The sequence below is a fragment of the Lepagella muris genome (assembly GCF_004793975.1).
Classification (GTDB): domain Bacteria; phylum Bacteroidota; class Bacteroidia; order Bacteroidales; family Muribaculaceae; genus Lepagella; species Lepagella muris.
The window spans coordinates 22,847-41,074 of sequence record NZ_SRYB01000027.1 but is presented as its reverse complement, the minus strand read 5'-3'; the positions used below and the strand labels follow the sequence as shown (position 1 = coordinate 41,074).

Genomic DNA, 18,228 nt, shown 5'->3' with positions numbered 1-18,228 from the left:
GTGTTCTCCGTGTTTTCCGTGGTGGTTTTGCATGTTTTCTGCATGTCCGCCGCGGTAGTTTATACGTGACCTCTGGGGGGATATTCTACAAACTGTCTCTACTTATTCAACAACGACTTTACCAAATCGATCTGGAAAAATGGATGGCCGCTAGAGACTATCTCCCCATCCTTATTAATGACTATTCCGAATGGTATTCCCGTAATATTGAAGTCCGCACTCAAATGCGCATACGCATCTTGAGTAAGATAGACATGCTCCCCCGCTATCTCATTCTCCTCGATCCAACGTTCACACGGTTCCTTATATCTCTCTTCCGCTACGTATATCACCTGTAATGGCGAATCAGCATATTCCTTTATAAACCCCTTTTGATCCAACATCCCCGACAGACAAGGCCCGCATCCGGTATTCCATACATCAACAAGAATAACCTTCCCCTTATAAGGCGAGATAATTTCAGCAAGCACATCCGACACATCAGATATTGTGCGTGATTCCGAATCGGCCTTCTGTCTTGCTTCTTTCAACGCCAAACCGACAGCTATATCCGACACACCGTCAATGACACTTGCCGCCAAACCTTTATAGGAGATCTCAGACAAGATGACAGACGCTCCCATTTTACAATAATCAAGCATTTCCTTTGAAAACTCCGGAATATTTTTAAAACCCGGCACTACTCCATACGTCATGGCAAGCTGCGACATAAAGCAATTCCCTATGCCAAAATTCCTCTCACATCTTTCATCCAATTCCATAAGCTTCTGCAATCGGCTTTCCCCATCTTTCAATATTGTTTCCGACTTCAATCTAAATTCTCCATTGACAATTTCTAACACATTTCCACCGGCTGCGATTGCCCTATGCAGATAAAACATGGACCCATTAACAATCCTGCTGATAATCAAATTATCACCGCATAATATAAGTGGATTGTCATAGATATATGCAAGATAATCCTTCCTGTCATTAAAATACTTGGAATAATCAAGGGGTCGGTATTCTGGATTTGGAATCCGAATCGTCATTCCATCACGATCCTCAAAATTATATTTTAGCTCACGGTAATAATAATCCATATCTACAATAGGCAGATACACGTCAGCAGCACATCTGCTAAACGTCACATCCTTTGCCCATTGCGACATATCAAACGTAGGGATTGTGCGGTTCAGATAGTCAACAGCATCATGAAAGGCTGCCTTGATCTTAGCATTTATCACCAACATGCTGTCGGGATCATTGACAACTGCATACCTCCTCTTATATCGGTTGAGACTGTCACACATAAATTCGCAGGCAATATTCACATCAGCCGCATCCCCTCCCTCAAATTTGGAATAGATTGCCCGAGAATAATCATTCGGATCCCGAAGCGTAGTGGATGTAGTATATTTTAATGTGTCTTCCGGCATCAGAAAAACTTTTCTGTAATGTCTGCCAAAAATAAGCGTTACGGTCTGAGGATGTGGGAGCGGTAGATCCACGACAAAATTCCCCGCTGAATCAAGTTCGGCAACTTCAACATTCCTCTTTTCATTAAGGTGATCATAACTATAAATTTCCACAACAGAATATTCCAATAACGGGTCATAACCGTCAAGTTTACCAATCAGATGCGTCTTTGCACCGGGTTTCACAAAATCCATTTCCCGATAACATTCCACATCAAAACCATCCCAAGAAGGAGTGTTGAGCATACGTGGTGTCTGATTTTCAGAAATCGGAGCTACCGCGAAAGCAGCGAGTGTGCACCCCACACCTACCAAAATTGAAAATATCCTTTTCATAAAGATACTAATTAAATTGAAGATGTCTAAGTTTAAGTTATACGATATAATTTTATGCAAAAGTAACAAAAATATTAATATTTTCCACAAAAACATCAACATTCAATACATTATTCTGCCAAAACAATACCATTTCAACCATAAGTAACATGAAGAGCACAGAAAAAAACTCCGAGTTCTCCGTGCCCTCCGTGGTGGGTTACAATCTCCCTCCGTGGTGGGTTATTCGTCTCCATGGTGGTTTATGAGGATTTCATACTTTTTATTATCTTTGCATTCACATAAACAATAACCATAATTAAACATTAAACGTATTATGTCAAAGATCTCATGGCGCCCGGGTACGCAGATATACCCTCTACCCGCAGTATTGGTGACTTGTGGCGACAAACCGGAGAATTGGAACATGCTCACCGTGGCATGGACCGGCACAATCTGTTCCGATCCGGCAATGTGCTACGTATCAGTACGACCGGAACGCGCATCCTACCCTCTTATCAAAGAGAATATGGAATTTACCATCAACCTCACCACCGTGGAAATGGCACGCGCTACCGATTGGGCAGGCGTAAGATCCGGACGTGACTACAACAAATGGAAAGAGACCGGACTGACACCTCTTCCCGGTGAGAAAGTCGCCTCCCCCACCATCGAAGAATCACCCATCAGCATCGAATGTCGCGTGAAGACCATAATGAATCTTGGATCACATGACATGTTTACCGCCGATGTAGTCAACGTGCGTGCCGACTCTCGCTACATCGACCCTGAGACAGGACGATTCGCCCTTGAAAAAGCCAACCTGCTCGCCTACTCCCACGGATTCTACCATTCCCTCGGCGATATTATCGGTAAATTCGGATTCTCAGTGCAGAAAAAACAGGACTAAATCACTACATATTGCTATGACGACAGCTATATTTACCTATTGATAGTTATTGCCCGACTAAATATAAATGTCTAACTTTGCAACCGTAAAGACAGTGAAAAAGCGAAGCAATCCAAACTTCACAAAAAGAAGCTGTAGTTATTAGTTATTTAGAGTTAGATAAGTATTGAGTTATGCGCCGGAAAATCCGGTATCTCCCGGAAATCCGCGCTATGTATCAAAGTGAGTTGCCACCGTTGATGGTGGCACCACTTGTATATAGCCCGACCCATGACGACATTCCACCTCAATACATAACCCACCCAAATCACAGACAACACACTATGCCGATACAGACAAAATATAACCCCGCCGATAAGATGGTGTCACTGATTGCCGACAATTACCAACTCATTCAGGTGATGAGTCGCTTTGGCATACCGATGGGATTCGGCGACAAGACCGTCGAGAAAGTTTGTTCAGACCATGGCGTAGACTGCGCCACATTCCTTGCGGTAGTAAACTTTATCGTGGATGGCTTCTCAAACTACGACACCGATAATAACGTATCCGTGGAATCACTGCTTCTATACCTCAAACGGAGCCATTCGTATTTCCTTGACTATTGCCTGCCGGCAATACGCCGCAAACTCCTTGAAGGCATATCGCTACGCACCACCGACGTATCGTTTCTCATACTGAAATTTTTCGACGAATACATGCACGAGGTGCGCATACACATGGAATATGAGGAGAAGACCGTGTTCAAATATGTCAACAATCTGCTAAGTGGCAAATCTTCGGAAGACTACAAGATCACCACCTACAGCGAGCATCACGATCTTGTCAGTCTGAAACTGAAGGAACTGAAAAACATAATCCTGAAATATTGTCCGGAAGACGCCAACACCAATCTTCTCAATGATGCGCTCTACGACATCTACAGATGCGAGGAGGAATTGTCAAGCCACTGTCACATTGAGGACTGCCTGCTCGTGCCGGCAATCCTGCGTCTGGAACGCAACCGCAACTAACCGAAACACTCACCCCATCCGATTCCATCATAAAATGCGAAGAGAAGGAAACCTACATATCATCATAGCCGAGATCTCCCCGGTGCTTTCCGCCGGATTTTCCCATTGCCTGCGCAGATTGCCCGGAATGCAGGTAAATATCATGGAAGTGAAATCTCCGTCAGCTCTTGCCGACTGTGTACGTTCAAATACCCCGGACATAATTCTGGTGAATCCCACTTTTGGCGGTATCTTCAACCCCGAGCATTTCCGTGCTGATACGGGATGTCAGAATTGCAAGATAATCGCCATAGAAGTAGGAAAACTTTCGCATCAGGCTGCCGACCTTTACGACGGTCTTATCTCCGTAATCGATGATATGGAAACAATCACAAGGAAGATCAAAAGCCTTAGCACCCATCAATCAGAATCCACAGAAGAGAAAGAGAGCCTGTCCCAACGGGAGAAGGAGATCATATCTCTTGTGGTGAAAGGCATGACGAATCAAGAGATCGCCGACAAATTATTCCTGTCGATCCACACTGTCATCACGCATCGACGCAACATAGCCCGAAAACTTGAGATACATTCCGCCACAGGACTGACCATCTATGCCATCGTCAATAAAATCGTTGACATAGATGAAATCAGTCTGAATGTTTAATCTTATTTCTCCGGGCGAGCTATGCCATCCTGCTCGCAGCGTTTCTTCATGTGGTCGATACGCTTCTGAGTTTCGGGATGTGAAGAAAACATCTTCTGGATATAGCTCTGGCTCGCTCCGGCATCCCCCTCGAGACCCTGAAGCTTCTCAAACGACATAACGATGCCCCACGGGTTCTTACCTTTCGACACGAGGAAATCATAGCCGCAGTCATCCGCCTCATTCTCCTGCTTCTGTGAGAACTTTGCGCTTTGCAACGACGTCGCAAGAGTGCCGAGCTGCGATTCTGTCAGTGCAGCAGCCTTGCCGCCGGTAGATGCCACGGCATCCTTCAATGCTCCGGTAAGCAACTCATTCTTGAATGCATTCTTTGAATGATGCTTCAGCACATGTCCGATCTCATGCCCGATCACTCCGAGAAGTTCATCATCATCCATGAGATCCATCAATGCGGCAAACACTCTCACGCTTCCGTCAGGGCAAGCGAAAGCATTCACGTCAACCACATTATACACCTTGAAGTTCAACGGTATACCGTCAGCTTCCGTGATACCTTCTGTCAGGCGGCGAAGACGTTTCGTATATTCATCATCTTCCGGAAGCACAGGATTATTCTTATCCATCCAATCTACCGATTCCTTCACGTAGGCAGCCATCTGCGCATCAGTGAGAGTAAACGCCTGCACAGCCTTTGCTGTCGCGCCAATCGCCTTCTTAAGATTAAACTGTCCGTAAGCGGGAGCCACCGGAGCAGCGAGTGCGACCAATGCAATAACTTTTAATGCAATATGCTTCATAGAATAAAAAAATTTAATTTTGTAAAGTTATTTTAAACTTCCATACAACTCCACAAAATTAAATCATTTTAAAATAATTTCAAAATCATATTCAACCCAATATCATTATCCGGGCAAATAATATCTAAAATTAAAAATCATCCGGTCTTATCTTGTCCTTCTGTCTTTTTTTGTCAATATGTCATTTATGCTCAATGTATCCACGGTATAGCGTTGGTTTCGATTATTTTTTGTAATTTTGCATTTGATACAGACTTTTATCCCGCAACGGCGGTGTTCGTCGTTGGAAAAGCTTTTATTGTTATAACGATATGACTGATATCCGTAAAAAAAGTAATAACAAACAAGACGACACCTTCAACGGCAAGAAAAAGTCCGGCAAAGTGTCAAGAAACGCTATTCTTGTCAGATGGATGTGGATCATGTTCTTAGGATTGGGCACCGTGATAGCCCTCTTCCTGCTCCTGATCTATAACGGTGTAATCGGCTACATGCCTCCTATCGAGGAACTGGAAGACCCTCATGATAAACTGGCATCTGTAGTCATAGCATCCGACGGCACAACCGAACTCGGGCGATACTTCGCCGGCGCGGGAAACCGCGTAAACTCCGACTACAAGACTGTGTCGCCTCACGTGATCGATGCCCTCATAGCCACCGAAGATGAACGATTCTTCGACCATTCCGGAATCGACTTCATCGCCCTCGGCCGTGCCGGAGTAAAGACTCTCATGCTCGGCGATAAGTCGTCAGGCGGCGGATCCACAATCACACAGCAGCTCGCAAAGCAACTATACTCCCGCCCATCATCCAACATGCTCAAACGCGCCCTACAGAAGCCTATCGAATGGATGATCGCAATAAAGCTCGAACGATTCTATACGAAACAGGAGATAATCAACATGTATCTCAACCGATTCGACTTCCTCAACAACGCCGTCGGCATAAAGACTGCCGCCAACGTTTACTTCAACAAGGAACCCGCCGACCTCAACGTGCAGGAATCTGCCATGCTCGTCGGCATGCTGAAGAATCCGAGCTATTTCAACCCACTACGCCATCCCGAACGAACGAAGGAACGCCGCAACGTGGTGCTGGAGCAGATGGTGAAGGCGGGCAAACTGCCTCGCGACGAGGCGGAGGCATACAAGCAACTCCCCTTGGGACTTGACTATCACCGCGTGGATCATCGCGACGGCGGTGTGCCTTATCTGCGTGAGGAGATAAGGATGCTCATGAGCGCAAAGAAACCGGTGCGTCCATCCCGCGACAAATATAAGAGCAACCTCGCCTACATCCTCGCAATGGGGCAATACAACACCGACTCCACTCAATGGGAGGAGAATCCCCTCTACGGTTGGATTCTTAAAAATCCCAAGCCGGACGGAAGCCTCTACAATATATATACGGATGGTCTTAAGATCTACACCACCATCGACATCAAAATGCAGCAATATGCCGAGGAAGCCGTATACGAGCATCTCGGCGGGACTCTCCAGCCTGCATTCTTCAAGGAGAAACAGGGGCAGGTGACCGGTCCGTACACCACCAACAGCGACGAGCTAAGCCGCAGCGGCGTGATGAACCTCATCAAGAATGCCATGAAGCAGACCGAGAGATGGAGAGTGCAGAAAAATGCCGGCATATCAGAGGCGGAGATTGAGAAGACTTTCCACAAGCCTTACGAGATGGACATATTCACCTACGTGAAGGAGAACGGCAAATATCATCCGGGTTCAAAATCCGTGACAATGACCCCCTACGACTCGCTTCTCTACATGAAGTCGATCCTTCGCACGGGCATGATGAGCATGGATCCGACCAACGGATACGTGAAGGCATACGTCGGAGGTCCTGATTTCAACTATTTCCAATACGACATGGTGTCGAGAGGACGCCGCCAGATCGGATCTACCGCAAAGCCATTCCTCTACACCCTCGCCATGGAGCAGGACTACACCCCTTGCTCACAATTCCTCAACACTCAGCCTACGTTTGGCAACTGGTCGCCACGTAACTCCGGAAGCGCACGCATCGGCGACATGGTTGACCTGCGTTGGGCACTGACCAACTCCAACAACTGGATTTCCGCCCGACTCGTCTATGAACTGGGTGCGAAGAACCTTGCCAACAAGATGAGAATGTTCGGCGTAACCGGACATATCGACGCCACTCTCCCACTCGCACTCGGCACGGTTGACGTCCCCGTCAAGGAGATGGTGGCAGCCTACACCGCATTCGCCAACAAGGGTATGAGGGTTGACCCCGTATTCGTGACCCGCATAGAGGATAACCAAGGCAACCTCATATACTCCACCACACCCCACCGCAGTGAGGTGACGAGCGAGGATGCCTACTATAAGATACTCTCCATACTGCTCAACGTGGTTGACAGCGGTACGGCGGCAAGCCTTAGAGGACGTTACGGCATATCCGCACAGATGGGCGGCAAGACCGGTACGACCAACTCCAACTCCGACTCATGGTTCATGGGATTCACGCCCGAGCTCGTCACCGGAGTATGGGTAGGCGGTGAGGAACGATATATCCACTTCAACACCATGGCTCTCGGTCAGGGCGCACGCGCCGCACTCCCGATCTATGGATTCTACATGAAGAAGATATATGCCGATAAGAAACTCCCCTATTCTCAGGATACCAAATTCACTTTCCCTGCCGACTTCAACGCATGCAGCGGCGAGATGTTCACGTCATCGGGAGAGAGTGAGGTAGAAGAAGTTTCCGAAGGAATTTTTGACTAAGAATTAACAGATAACTCTAAAAACTTGCGGACCATATCCGCAGAAAAATATGATCCTACCAATATATCTATACGGGCAACCCGTGCTTCATAATGAGACGGAAGACATCGAGCCCGACTATCCCGAAGTAAAGAAACTGATTGCCGACATGTTTGAGACGATGTATCATTCCGAGGGCGTCGGTTTGGCAGCTCCTCAGATCGGTCTTCCGATAAGCGTGATCGTAATCGACGGCACAGCGCTCGCCAATGATTTTCCGGAATGTAAGGACCTTAAGTTCGCGCTCATAAATCCGGTGCTCGACGTTCTTGACGACGTAGCACCCGTAAGCCGCGAAGAGGGTTGTCTCTCACTGCCCGGTCTGTCAGAGCCAGTGAAACGCCACGAGCATGTAAGGCTCAACTGGCTCGATGAGGATTTCGTGGAGCATGAGAAAGAATTCCACGGATTCGCAGCGAGAATCATCCAGCATGAATACGACCACCTTCTCGGCAAGGTCTACACCGACCGCGTGTCACCCATCCGTAAGCAGATGATACGCACCAAGCTCAACAACATCGTCAAGGGGAAAGTGAAGTGTGCATACCGCACTAAGGCAGTGCAGAAATAATGCCACAAAACAGCTTCAATCTTGATTAACCAACCGAACAAAAAAACAACCGCAAAACAGAAATGGCAGACGATAAGAAAATTATATTCTCAATGGTGGGAGTGAGCAAGATCATCCCCCCTCAGCGACAGATTCTGAAAAACATCTACCTCTCGTTCTTCTACGGTGCTAAGATCGGCATAATCGGTCTGAACGGATCAGGCAAGTCTACCTTGATGAAAATCATTGCCGGAATCGACAAGAGCTATCAGGGCAACGTGGTATTCTCCCCCGGCTATACAGTAGGCTATCTTGAGCAGGACCCGAAACTTGATCCGGAGAAGACGGTGAAGGAAGTGGTGCAGGAGGGTGTGCAACCGGTGCTTGACCTTCTGAAAGAGTATGATGATGTCAACAACGCATTCGCCGACCCCGAGGTGCTTGAGAACCCCGACAAGATGGATGCCCTCATCAACCGTCAGGCAGAACTTCAGGACAAGCTCGACGCTTGCGACGCATGGAACATCGACAACAAGCTCGAACGCGCCATGGACGCACTGCGTTGCCCCGACGACGACAAGAAGATAGCCGTGCTCTCCGGTGGCGAACGCCGCCGTGTGGCTCTCTGCCGTCTGCTCCTCCAACAGCCCGACGTGCTTCTCCTCGACGAGCCCACCAACCACCTTGATGCAGAATCAATCGACTGGCTCGAACAGCACCTTCAGCAATATCCCGGCACTGTCATCGCCGTTACCCACGACCGCTACTTCCTCGACCACGTGGCAGGCTGGATTCTTGAGCTCGACCGTGGCGAAGGGATACCCTGGAAGGGCAACTACAGCTCCTGGCTCGACCAGAAGACAAAACGTATGGCTCAGGAGGAGAAACAGGCAAGCAAACGACGCAAGACTCTCGAAAGAGAGCTTGAATGGGTGCGTATGGCTCCCAAGGCTCGTCAGGCAAAGGGGAAGGCACGTCTGTCAAGCTACGACCGACTCCTCAACGAGGACCAGAAGGAGAGGGAGGAGAAACTGGAGATCTTCATCCCCAATGGTCCGCGTCTCGGCAACAAGGTGATCGAAGCGCATGACCTTGCCAAGGCATACGACGACCGCGTACTCTTCAACGACCTCAACTTCATGCTGCCTCCCAACGGCATCGTAGGCGTGATCGGTCCCAACGGTGCGGGCAAGACCACTCTCTTCCGCCTCATCATGGGATTGGAGAAGCAGGATAAAGGTGAGTTTGAAGTCGGAGAGACAGTTAAGATCGCCTACGTCGACCAGAACCACAAGGATCTCTCCCCCGACAAGACCGTATATGAGGTGATATCTCAGGGTGTGGAGTCATTCCGCATGGGTGGACGCGACATGAACGCACGCGCATATCTCTCTAAATTCAACTTCACCGGTGCCGACCAGGAGAAAAAGATCGGTGTGCTGTCGGGCGGCGAGCGCAACCGACTGCATCTCGCCATGGCACTGAAAGAGGAAGGGAATGTGCTTCTTCTCGACGAGCCTACCAACGACATTGACGTCAACACTCTCCGTGCACTCGAGGAGGGTCTGGAGAACTTCGCCGGATGTGCCGTGGTAGTGAGCCACGACCGTTGGTTCCTCGACCGTATCGCCACCCATATCCTCGCTTTCGAGGGCGACAGCAAAGTGACCTTCTACGAAGGCTCCTACTCCGACTATGAGGAGTTTAAGAAGAAACGTGACGGCAACGACACTCCCCACCGTATCCGTTACCGCAAGCTGATGTGATTCCATCCACAATCATAACACACCCCTCCTCCATAACGGCAGCACCCACGTTCAGGACTTATCCTGACGTGGGTGCCGCTATTTTTCGCCGGTAGCGTTTCCTCGTTAGCATTTTCTGTCAGCTGAAAGCGTATCAGATGTCAAGCTGGCTTGATAGCGTCAGCTTCTTTGTGGGATTCACGCCTCTGATTTTCGACAAAAGGGGCATCAGATCGGTATAGACATGCGCAAGAACCACGAAATTCAGCTCCGTGACGTTCCTGTCGTAGTCATACTCCACAAAAAACGTGGAGAGATGCACATCCGCCTCATTAAACACCCTCTTATAGTCGTCGATATTCTCAAGGACGCCCTCCACTGTCAGACCGATCACTTTCGACTCCTGACCCATCTTCTTCCTCTTCTCATACTGCTCGAAGGAGACAAGCGTCATAAGAATCAGCAACGTTGCGCCGATCGAGCACATATACATGCCTATGCCGACTGCCATGCCGATGATGGCGGTCATCCATATCCCGGCTGCCGTGGTCAAACCCTTCACAGCTCCTTTCATGTGGATCATCGCACCGCCACCGATAAAACCGATACCCGTGATCACCTGTGCGGCGATTCGTCCCGGGTCTCCGTTCTTCAGACCGAGATACACCTGCGGAACGTAGATCGACAGCAGCATCGCCAGGCAGGCACCCATAGAGATGAGTGCAAACGTGCGGATACCCGCCACCTGACCCTTGCGTTTACGCTCCGCACCGACAACCATACCGAGAATCATACTCAGCAACAGACGAAACATGCTGCTGACCATATTCACCTCGAGCGAATTGATGTCGGCATATACCTCGGTAAGAAAATTTATGACACACTCCACCATTTTCAAGCCTCCATTTATAAGCTACCGTATTTTTACGCTACAGTTTCCAAGCCGCCTTATTTATCTGACAGGATTTATCAGACAAGCTTTATCCATTCATCACGGTCGCCGGGGAGAAGGTCCACCACCGGAATCTCGATCATAGTGTAGCAACCGGGCTGAAGACGCATTGACGCTCTCGCAACGCACACGAGCACCTGACCCGTAAGCGCAGGATTATTGATCTTCATGTCAAACTCAAAGAGCTGGTTCTGCGTCTTGCCGCTTACGCCCTTGCGCACGAGATTCACACCATGACCCATATCCTTAAGGGCATCCACGCTCTCCACCTGCATCACATGGGTTTCGTCCGATGCGAAATAGGGGTCGGTCTTGATGGCGTGTGCCACCTTCTCAAACTCATAGCCCGGCATCAGTTCGATGTAGACCATACGGCGATGTATGCCTGTGCCGACGGGGATAGTCATCGATAGAGCAGCCTTCACTCCCTCCACAGCCTTGACAGCCACGGTGTGTCCCATGCTCATGCCCGGACCGAAGTTGGTGTAGGTGATACCCTTGGGAGCCACTGCCTCAAGAAGCGCACGCACAACAGAGTCGCTTCCCGGATCCCAGCCTGCCGAAATGACGCTCACCTTGCCATGCTCACGCGCCACCTCACCGAGACTCTTGCGGAGAGCCGGTATCTGACCATGAATGTCGAAGCTGTCGACAGTGTTGATACCCTTGGCAAGGATCTCCTTGGCAAATTCCTCCACCTTTCTTGTCGGGGTGGCAAGGATAGCCACGTCTACGTCGGTCAGCTCATCGATTGAGCCTACCACCGGTATCTCTGCCGGAATATCCTCACGCTTCGATGCGTCGCGACGCACCACGCCTGCAATCTCAAAATCTGGAGCCACCTCAAGCGCCTCGATAGTAAATCTCCCGATATTGCCGTATCCTACCACGGCTGCACGAATTTTCTTCATACTGAATCTAAAAAGAGTAATTATTATGTTTTTATTTAAACGCGCATCGTCTCTGCCACAACGCAATGCCACAACGCGACGCGTCGGAATCACGGGCAAAAAATATTTAAGACGTATGCACGCATAATTAATACCGCAAATTTACAAAGATTATCACAAAAATTCACTAATTTTGCAGACGATTTTTCATCCCCAGCTAATGGGGCACTTCAAACTATAATTAAATTTCGGATTTTTAACATTATGGATTGGTTTATCGAACTGCTCCGGCCGGGAAACATGTCGCTCGCCAGCACGGTTCTGCTCTACTCCTTCGTGATATTCGCCGGAATTTTCCTTGGAAAAGTGAAGATTCTCGGGGTGTCGCTTGGAGTGACGTTCGTGCTCTTTGTCGGCATTCTGCTCGGCCACTTCGGTTATGCCGTGGAGGGGAACACTCTCCACTTCCTGAGAGAATTCGGTCTTATCCTGTTTATCTTCTCGATAGGTATGCAGGTGGGTCCCGGCTTTTTCTCTTCGTTTAAAGAGGGTGGCATACGCATGAACATGCTTGCCGTGACCGGCATCGCTCTCAACGTCGTCATCATGCTCTCCATCTACTATCTTCAGGGTGGAGCCGACGGTGCAACATCAATCACCGACATGATCGGCGTGATGTGTGGCGCAATCACCAACACCCCTGCGCTCGGTGCCGCCCAGCAGACCGTGCTCCAGGTCAACTCCTCCGCCTACGACGTCAGCCAGCAGATGTCAATGGGATATGCCGCAGCATATCCGCTTGGCGTAGTCGGTATCATCCTGACCATGATTCTTATCAAGGTGATATTCAAGGTGAATATCGACGATGAGATCAAAGAGGTAGACGATGAGAAGAAAGATTCAACTCAGGCTCCCGCAATCCTCACCTACAAAGTGACCAACGAACTCGTGTCGGGTCTCTCCATGGTGAAACTCCACACCCTCATCACTTGCGACTACACCTGCTCCCGTATCCTCAAACCGGACGGCAAGGTGGTGATACCTACTGCACAGGACACCATTGAGATCGGCGATCTCTGCCTGATAGTCTGTGCAAAGCAGGATGAGGAGATCTTCTCCCGCTTCATCGGTCAGAAAGTGGAGATGACTTGGCCCATGGACAAGGGTCCGGTAGTTTCGCGCAGGATCGTAGTCACACAGCCCAACTACAACGGTGTGAAACTCGGTGCGCTCCATCTTCATGAGACATACGAGCTCAACGTGACCCGCGTGAACCGTGCCGGAATGGATCTTCTCGCAAGCCCCAACCTCCGCCTTCAGATCGGCGACCGCGTGACTGTAGTGGGTAAACTCGACGATATCGAGCACCTCGCACGTAAGCTCGGCAACTCCATGAAACGTCTCAACGAGCCGAACCTCATCACAATGTTCATAGGCATATTCCTCGGTATCATCCTCGGAAGCCTCCCCATCCAGTTCCCCGGCATGTCAGTGCCGATGAAACTCGGTCTTGCCGGCGGTCCGCTCGTAGTGGCTATCCTCATCGGTGCCTACGGACATAAGTTCCACCTCGTCACCTATACCAACTCCGCCGCCAATCTCCTCCTCCGCGAGATAGGCATCTGCCTCTTCCTCGCCTCGGTGGGTATCGCCGCCGGAAAAGACTTCGCGGCAACGGTGTTCAACTTCAAGGGCGCAATGTGGGTGGCATACGGATTCCTCATCACTGTGATTCCATTGATAGTGGTTGGCTGCATCGCACGTGGCAAGTTCAAGATGAACTACCTATCCATACTCGGTATGATGAGTGGCAGCTACACCGATCCCCCGGCACTCGCCTACGCCAACAAGGTTGCCAACAACGACGCTCCCGCCGTGGCTTACTCCACGGTCTATCCGCTCACGATGTTCATGCGTGTGATTGTGGCGCAAGTGATAGTGCTCTGCTTCCTGTAGCAGCATTGCTCTGAAGAAATAAAGAGATAATAAAGGCGCGGTTCTCTCCCAGGCCGCGCCTTAATTTTGGAATAGAAATGGAAGAGACAGTTTCTTTTATTCTCGAAGTGATCGGCACGGTAGCATGCGCGATAAGCGGCATCCGACTGGCTGCCACAAAGAAATTTGACTGGTTCGGCGCATACACCGTCGGACTCGTCACAGCTATCGGAGGCGGCACGCTCCGCGACCTCCTGCTCGACATACCGGTGTTCTGGATGCAGACATGGTGGTATCTCGGCGTCACTGCCCTCTCGCTCGCCACAGTGATCATTTTCCGGAGCATACTCGTAAGCAAAGACAAGATCCTATTCATATTTGACAGCATCGGACTCGCCCTCTTCTGCGTCATCGGCATCACCAAGACGCTTGCAATCGACTATCCCATGTGGGTGGCGGTAATAATGGGCATAATCACCGGTGCATTCGGAGGCGTCATCCGCGACATACTCATCAACGAGGAGCCACTCGTATTCCGTAAGGATATCTATGCCACGGCGTGCCTTGCCGGATCGCTCGTCTACTGGCTACTCCGCAACACGGGCTGTTCCGTAATGGTGCAACAGCTCGCATGCGCCGCCGTCATAATCGTGATACGCGTGCTCACCCTCCGCTACAACCTCTCCCTACCCGTACTCACAGGCGCAGACCGCACCAAGAAATGACTTCAATCTGAAGTTTCGACCCCGATGTTTGCACGTGTGAAAGATTTTTTGTAATTTTGCACGCCAATTTGACGGGATCGCGACCTGTCAAGCCAATTAAAACAATACTTAAACTGCAGAAAAATTAGTATGAAAACTAAAATTCATCCCGAAAACTACCGTGAGGTTGTTTTCAAAGACATGTCGAACGAAGAGACATTCATCACTCGTTCTACAGTAGCCACTCGTGAGACCATCGAAATCGATGGCAAGGAGTATCCTCTCGTAAAACTTGAGATCACCTCCGCATCTCACCCCTTCTTCACCGGCAAACAGAAACTCGTCGACACCGCTGGTCGCGTAGACAAGTTCCGCAGCCGCTACGGCAACCGCATGAAGAAATAATTTCGGCACTACACAACACCACGAAGCTGCGCCCCATGACGATGGAGCGCAGCTTCTCTTTTACCCCTCCCCCCTTCCCGCAGTACATTCAACCGCAAAGCACACAGAGACCGCAGAGAAAAATTAATCCAATGATTTTGTTTTATAGATACAAAGCGTTATCTTTGCTCAATAAAAGGTCAATAACTATGGATCAGAAAATAATATCAAAATTACGGGATTATTTCTCCAATCAACCTGTACAGAAAGCATGGGTGTTCGGATCGTTTTCTCGCGAAGAGGCAACACCGGAAAGCGATATCGATATTCTTGTGAGCTTTGACGATACCGTAGGTCTTTTTAAATACGCCTCTATGGTGTCTGATCTTGAGGAGCTATTGCATAAGGCAGTAGATCTCGTCTCTGACACATCCTTACTCCCTTGGGTTGCCCCGACTGTCAATAACGATAAAATCCTTATCTATGAGAGAGAAACCGCGTGACAAAGGACGTCTATTGCACCCGATATTAAGAAAACAGATTAAAGAATATCTCAACAACTTTCAATAATTTCTCCATGTTTAAGCAGCTGATTCACAAATTATAATTGAATTTCGGAATAAAAAAAAGCACGAGTTCAAACCTCAAACCGCATTTTTTAGCCTTCTGAGGTTTGAACGCGTGCTTTTTTCACTTACATTTAATCGACTCATTTCAATACAAATCACTATATTGCAATACCTTATAGCATAAAACTTAATCCAAACCACTTTCCATAGCCCTTTCTTTTATTTTTTTGAAATAAATTTCTCGTTCCCCACGGTACATTCAACCGCCAAGCACACAAAGACCACAGAGATAATTCAAAAAGCTCCACATTCCCTGCCCTCTCCGTAGTGTATTCAACCACCAAGCACACAGAGGGCACAGAGAAAAATAAATCCGCCATTATAAATTTATATTTTTTAACAAATCGTGAACCAGGTTGAACCAAATTATATAAATATTTATAAAAAATCTTTATATAAATTTGCGGATAGTTTAAGACAACAAGCTTACGCTATATTGTTTTCAACGTATTTTAATTATTAACCAACATCAATAAATAATTTTTTGATATGGCAAAAGATGAATTTGATAAACTTGATAAATTTATTAAGGATCAATGCGGTAATAATCTCGCAAAAGATATTGCTAAAACCACGGGAAAAATACTCTTAGGAACTATCATGACTGTACTTGGAAGTAAAATGTTGAAATAATAACAAAATATTTAAGATTATGAATTGTCCTGAATGTAGAAGTTCTGATATAGAACGTATCGGTCTATATGATTACAAGTGTAATTCATGTGGAGACGTATTTGATGCTTCTGAAGCATCTGGATACGATGATAATGATTACCCTGAAGATTGGGGAAACGATGACTAAAAGAGAGTATTCCATGTTTAACTCCAAAACATCTTAAAAATACATATTATTATGGCTAAAAATAAAATTGAAAAATTTGTAGAGAATCAATGTCGAACTAATACAGCAAAAGAGGCTACTAAAATATTTGCCAAAGCATTTCTCGGCACAACATTGACCGTAATTGGAGGTCTTCTAATGAAGGATAACAAATAATTTATTAGGATCTCTACGATATTATTTTATTTCAAAAGAGTAATGAGAAATACTTGTCTCCACTCTTTTGAAATAAAATAATAGATAGGAATCTAATATCGCTCAGGGAATAAAACCATTACACAACATCAGATTTAATGGATATATACATTTGAAACAACAAAGTACTAATTCTAAAATTAAAATGGTTATGGAATATTTTATTGATCCTCAAAAGAAATATGTTATTCCTGATGACCTTTCCATTGTTAGGTTTGAAAATAAGTTATTGGTCATTTCTCCCAACACGGCTAATTGGATGGTCTTTCCTTCTGAATTACATATTGATATCCTTAAAGCATTCCAGCAAGAGAAATCAATAGAGGAAACATTATCACATTACATCGGAGATGAAGATGCCGTACAAGAGGTTGTTACTCAATTAGAAGCCAAAAGATTTTGTACAAAACACGTAATAAGTGCAACCGAAGGAATCCGTACATTACATCTATACTTGACCAATAAGTGTAATTTGACTTGTCCTCATTGCTATATGTTCGCGGGAAAGGCAATGGATAATGAATTATCCACTCAGGAAATTTTTAAACTTATAGAAGATTATGCATCAATTGGCGGTAACCAGATAACTCTCTCCGGAGGAGAACCTTGTATGCATAAAGATATAAACGATATAATCAAATTTGCGTATGACCATAATTTAAAAGTACGCATACTTTCTAATGGCACTTTAATGACGGATAAATGGATTGAAGATTATTCAAAATACATTGATTCCATACAAATTAGCGTTGATGGATTCTCTGAAGAAACGAATTCTGCAATAAGAGGACGTGGCAACTTTGAAAAATCGCTACATGCTATTGATCAATTTGTATTACATGGTGTAAATACATCTGTAGCAGTTACGCCATCATTTAACTTATTGAAAAATAACATTAATCAATATGCCAATTTTGCGATAAGTTTAAAATCAAAGTATACTGGCAAAACAAATTTCTTAGTAAAATTCTCTGAAGGACTTCTTGAGGGAAGAGATGTTTGCCCCTCTAAATCACTGAATGATGAATATTACAATTTGATGATGCTCTTAAATAAAAAACTGCATGGAGACCATTATGAATTGTTATCATTTATCCGAGCATATAGCAATGATGTAATTATGGACAATTGTATGTTTGGTGTTTTCTCTGTAACATCTAATGGGGATGTATATTTTTGCGCAAGAATTACCGGATTACAAGCATGTGGCAATATAAAGACAACTCCCTTTGATGAAATCGTGCAATTATCAAAAGAAGCAGAAAAAGCTACATGTATTGACAATTTGAAGCCATGTAAGGAATGTAACCTTAAATATATTTGCGGAGGAGGATGTCGCATAGATGAATGGCCCTCTTTAGTCAATCGAACTTCATTCGCAGACATTAATTATGATACAATAGAACCAAGGAGTTGCAATCAGAACTATAAAAATAAATTTTATAAATTAATGATTGATAAGTAAAT

General features: G+C 46.8%; 17 protein-coding genes. 13 read left to right on the top strand and 4 right to left on the bottom strand.

Going from position 1 to position 18,228, the window contains the following annotated elements:
- Positions 1-98: 98 nt before the first annotated feature.
- Positions 99-1,793, bottom strand: coding sequence for a TlpA family protein disulfide reductase (locus E5331_RS15250; protein ID WP_168355264.1), 1,695 nt, complete (start codon positions 1,791-1,793; stop codon positions 99-101).
- Between the two features lie 316 nt (positions 1,794-2,109).
- Here E5331_RS15250 and E5331_RS15245 point away from each other — a divergent pair, with 316 nt between their 5' ends.
- The 3 genes from E5331_RS15245 (at position 2,110) to E5331_RS15235 (ending at position 4,338) form a co-directional block, all read left to right on the top strand.
- Positions 2,110-2,682, top strand: a complete 573-nt coding sequence (locus E5331_RS15245) for a flavin reductase family protein (RefSeq protein WP_123484154.1) — start codon at positions 2,110-2,112, stop codon at positions 2,680-2,682.
- 323 nt (positions 2,683-3,005) lie between these two features.
- A complete protein-coding gene (locus E5331_RS15240) occupies positions 3,006-3,695 on the top strand; it encodes a hemerythrin domain-containing protein (protein WP_168355267.1) in 690 nt (229 codons plus the stop codon).
- A gap of 34 nt (positions 3,696-3,729) precedes the next feature.
- Entirely contained in the window at positions 3,730-4,338 is a 609-nt protein-coding gene (locus E5331_RS15235) for a response regulator transcription factor (protein ID WP_123484153.1), read from the top strand.
- A 2-nt stretch (positions 4,339-4,340) separates the two neighbouring features.
- On the opposite strand, the gene E5331_RS15230 is transcribed toward E5331_RS15235, so the two are convergent.
- Positions 4,341-5,135 (bottom strand): M48 family metallopeptidase, encoded by a 795-nt coding sequence (locus tag E5331_RS15230; RefSeq protein ID WP_123484152.1) that lies wholly within the window; start codon positions 5,133-5,135, stop codon positions 4,341-4,343.
- Positions 5,136-5,548: 413 nt separating this feature from the next.
- Here E5331_RS15230 and E5331_RS15225 point away from each other — a divergent pair, with 413 nt between their 5' ends.
- From E5331_RS15225 to ettA, 3 genes are all read left to right on the top strand, one after another.
- Positions 5,549-7,897 carry a transglycosylase domain-containing protein gene (locus E5331_RS15225; RefSeq protein WP_420813832.1) on the top strand — a complete coding sequence of 783 codons (2,349 nt, stop codon included), beginning with the start codon at positions 5,549-5,551 and terminating at the stop codon, positions 7,895-7,897.
- Positions 7,898-7,946: 49 nt separating this feature from the next.
- Positions 7,947-8,507 (top strand): peptide deformylase, encoded by a 561-nt coding sequence (gene def, locus E5331_RS15220; protein ID WP_123484151.1) that lies wholly within the window; start codon positions 7,947-7,949, stop codon positions 8,505-8,507.
- 62 nt (positions 8,508-8,569) lie between these two features.
- Positions 8,570-10,252, top strand: coding sequence for an energy-dependent translational throttle protein EttA (ettA, locus tag E5331_RS15215; protein WP_123484150.1), 1,683 nt, complete (start codon positions 8,570-8,572; stop codon positions 10,250-10,252).
- Positions 10,253-10,385: 133 nt separating this feature from the next.
- Here ettA and E5331_RS15210 read toward each other — a convergent pair whose 3' ends face one another.
- On the bottom strand, positions 10,386-11,123 hold the full coding sequence (locus tag E5331_RS15210) for an MgtC/SapB family protein (protein ID WP_123484149.1): 738 nt from the start codon (positions 11,121-11,123) through the stop codon (positions 10,386-10,388).
- A 77-nt stretch (positions 11,124-11,200) separates the two neighbouring features.
- The gene (locus E5331_RS15205; RefSeq protein ID WP_123484148.1) at positions 11,201-12,094 is read right to left on the bottom strand and encodes a diaminopimelate dehydrogenase; all 894 of its coding nucleotides are present in this window, start codon (positions 12,092-12,094) and stop codon (positions 11,201-11,203) included.
- Between the two features lie 243 nt (positions 12,095-12,337).
- Between E5331_RS15205 and E5331_RS15200 the strand changes: the two genes are divergently transcribed.
- The 7 genes from E5331_RS15200 (at position 12,338) to E5331_RS15180 (ending at position 18,226) form a co-directional block, all read left to right on the top strand.
- The gene (locus E5331_RS15200) at positions 12,338-14,029 is read left to right on the top strand and encodes a putative transporter (protein WP_123484147.1); all 1,692 of its coding nucleotides are present in this window, start codon (positions 12,338-12,340) and stop codon (positions 14,027-14,029) included.
- A 77-nt stretch (positions 14,030-14,106) separates the two neighbouring features.
- Positions 14,107-14,733 carry a trimeric intracellular cation channel family protein gene (locus tag E5331_RS15195; RefSeq protein WP_123484146.1) on the top strand — a complete coding sequence of 209 codons (627 nt, stop codon included), beginning with the start codon at positions 14,107-14,109 and terminating at the stop codon, positions 14,731-14,733.
- 129 nt (positions 14,734-14,862) lie between these two features.
- A complete protein-coding gene (locus E5331_RS15190; RefSeq protein WP_123484145.1) occupies positions 14,863-15,117 on the top strand; it encodes a type B 50S ribosomal protein L31 in 255 nt (84 codons plus the stop codon).
- A 188-nt stretch (positions 15,118-15,305) separates the two neighbouring features.
- Positions 15,306-15,599 carry a nucleotidyltransferase family protein gene (locus tag E5331_RS15185; protein WP_123484173.1) on the top strand — a complete coding sequence of 98 codons (294 nt, stop codon included), beginning with the start codon at positions 15,306-15,308 and terminating at the stop codon, positions 15,597-15,599.
- 615 nt (positions 15,600-16,214) lie between these two features.
- Positions 16,215-16,358, top strand: a complete 144-nt coding sequence (locus E5331_RS20460; RefSeq protein WP_168355263.1) for a hypothetical protein — start codon at positions 16,215-16,217, stop codon at positions 16,356-16,358.
- A 220-nt stretch (positions 16,359-16,578) separates the two neighbouring features.
- A complete protein-coding gene (locus E5331_RS20455) occupies positions 16,579-16,722 on the top strand; it encodes a hypothetical protein (RefSeq protein ID WP_168355262.1) in 144 nt (47 codons plus the stop codon).
- Between the two features lie 190 nt (positions 16,723-16,912).
- On the top strand, positions 16,913-18,226 hold the full coding sequence (locus E5331_RS15180; RefSeq protein ID WP_168355261.1) for a radical SAM/SPASM domain-containing protein: 1,314 nt from the start codon (positions 16,913-16,915) through the stop codon (positions 18,224-18,226).
- Positions 18,227-18,228 lie beyond the last annotated feature (2 nt).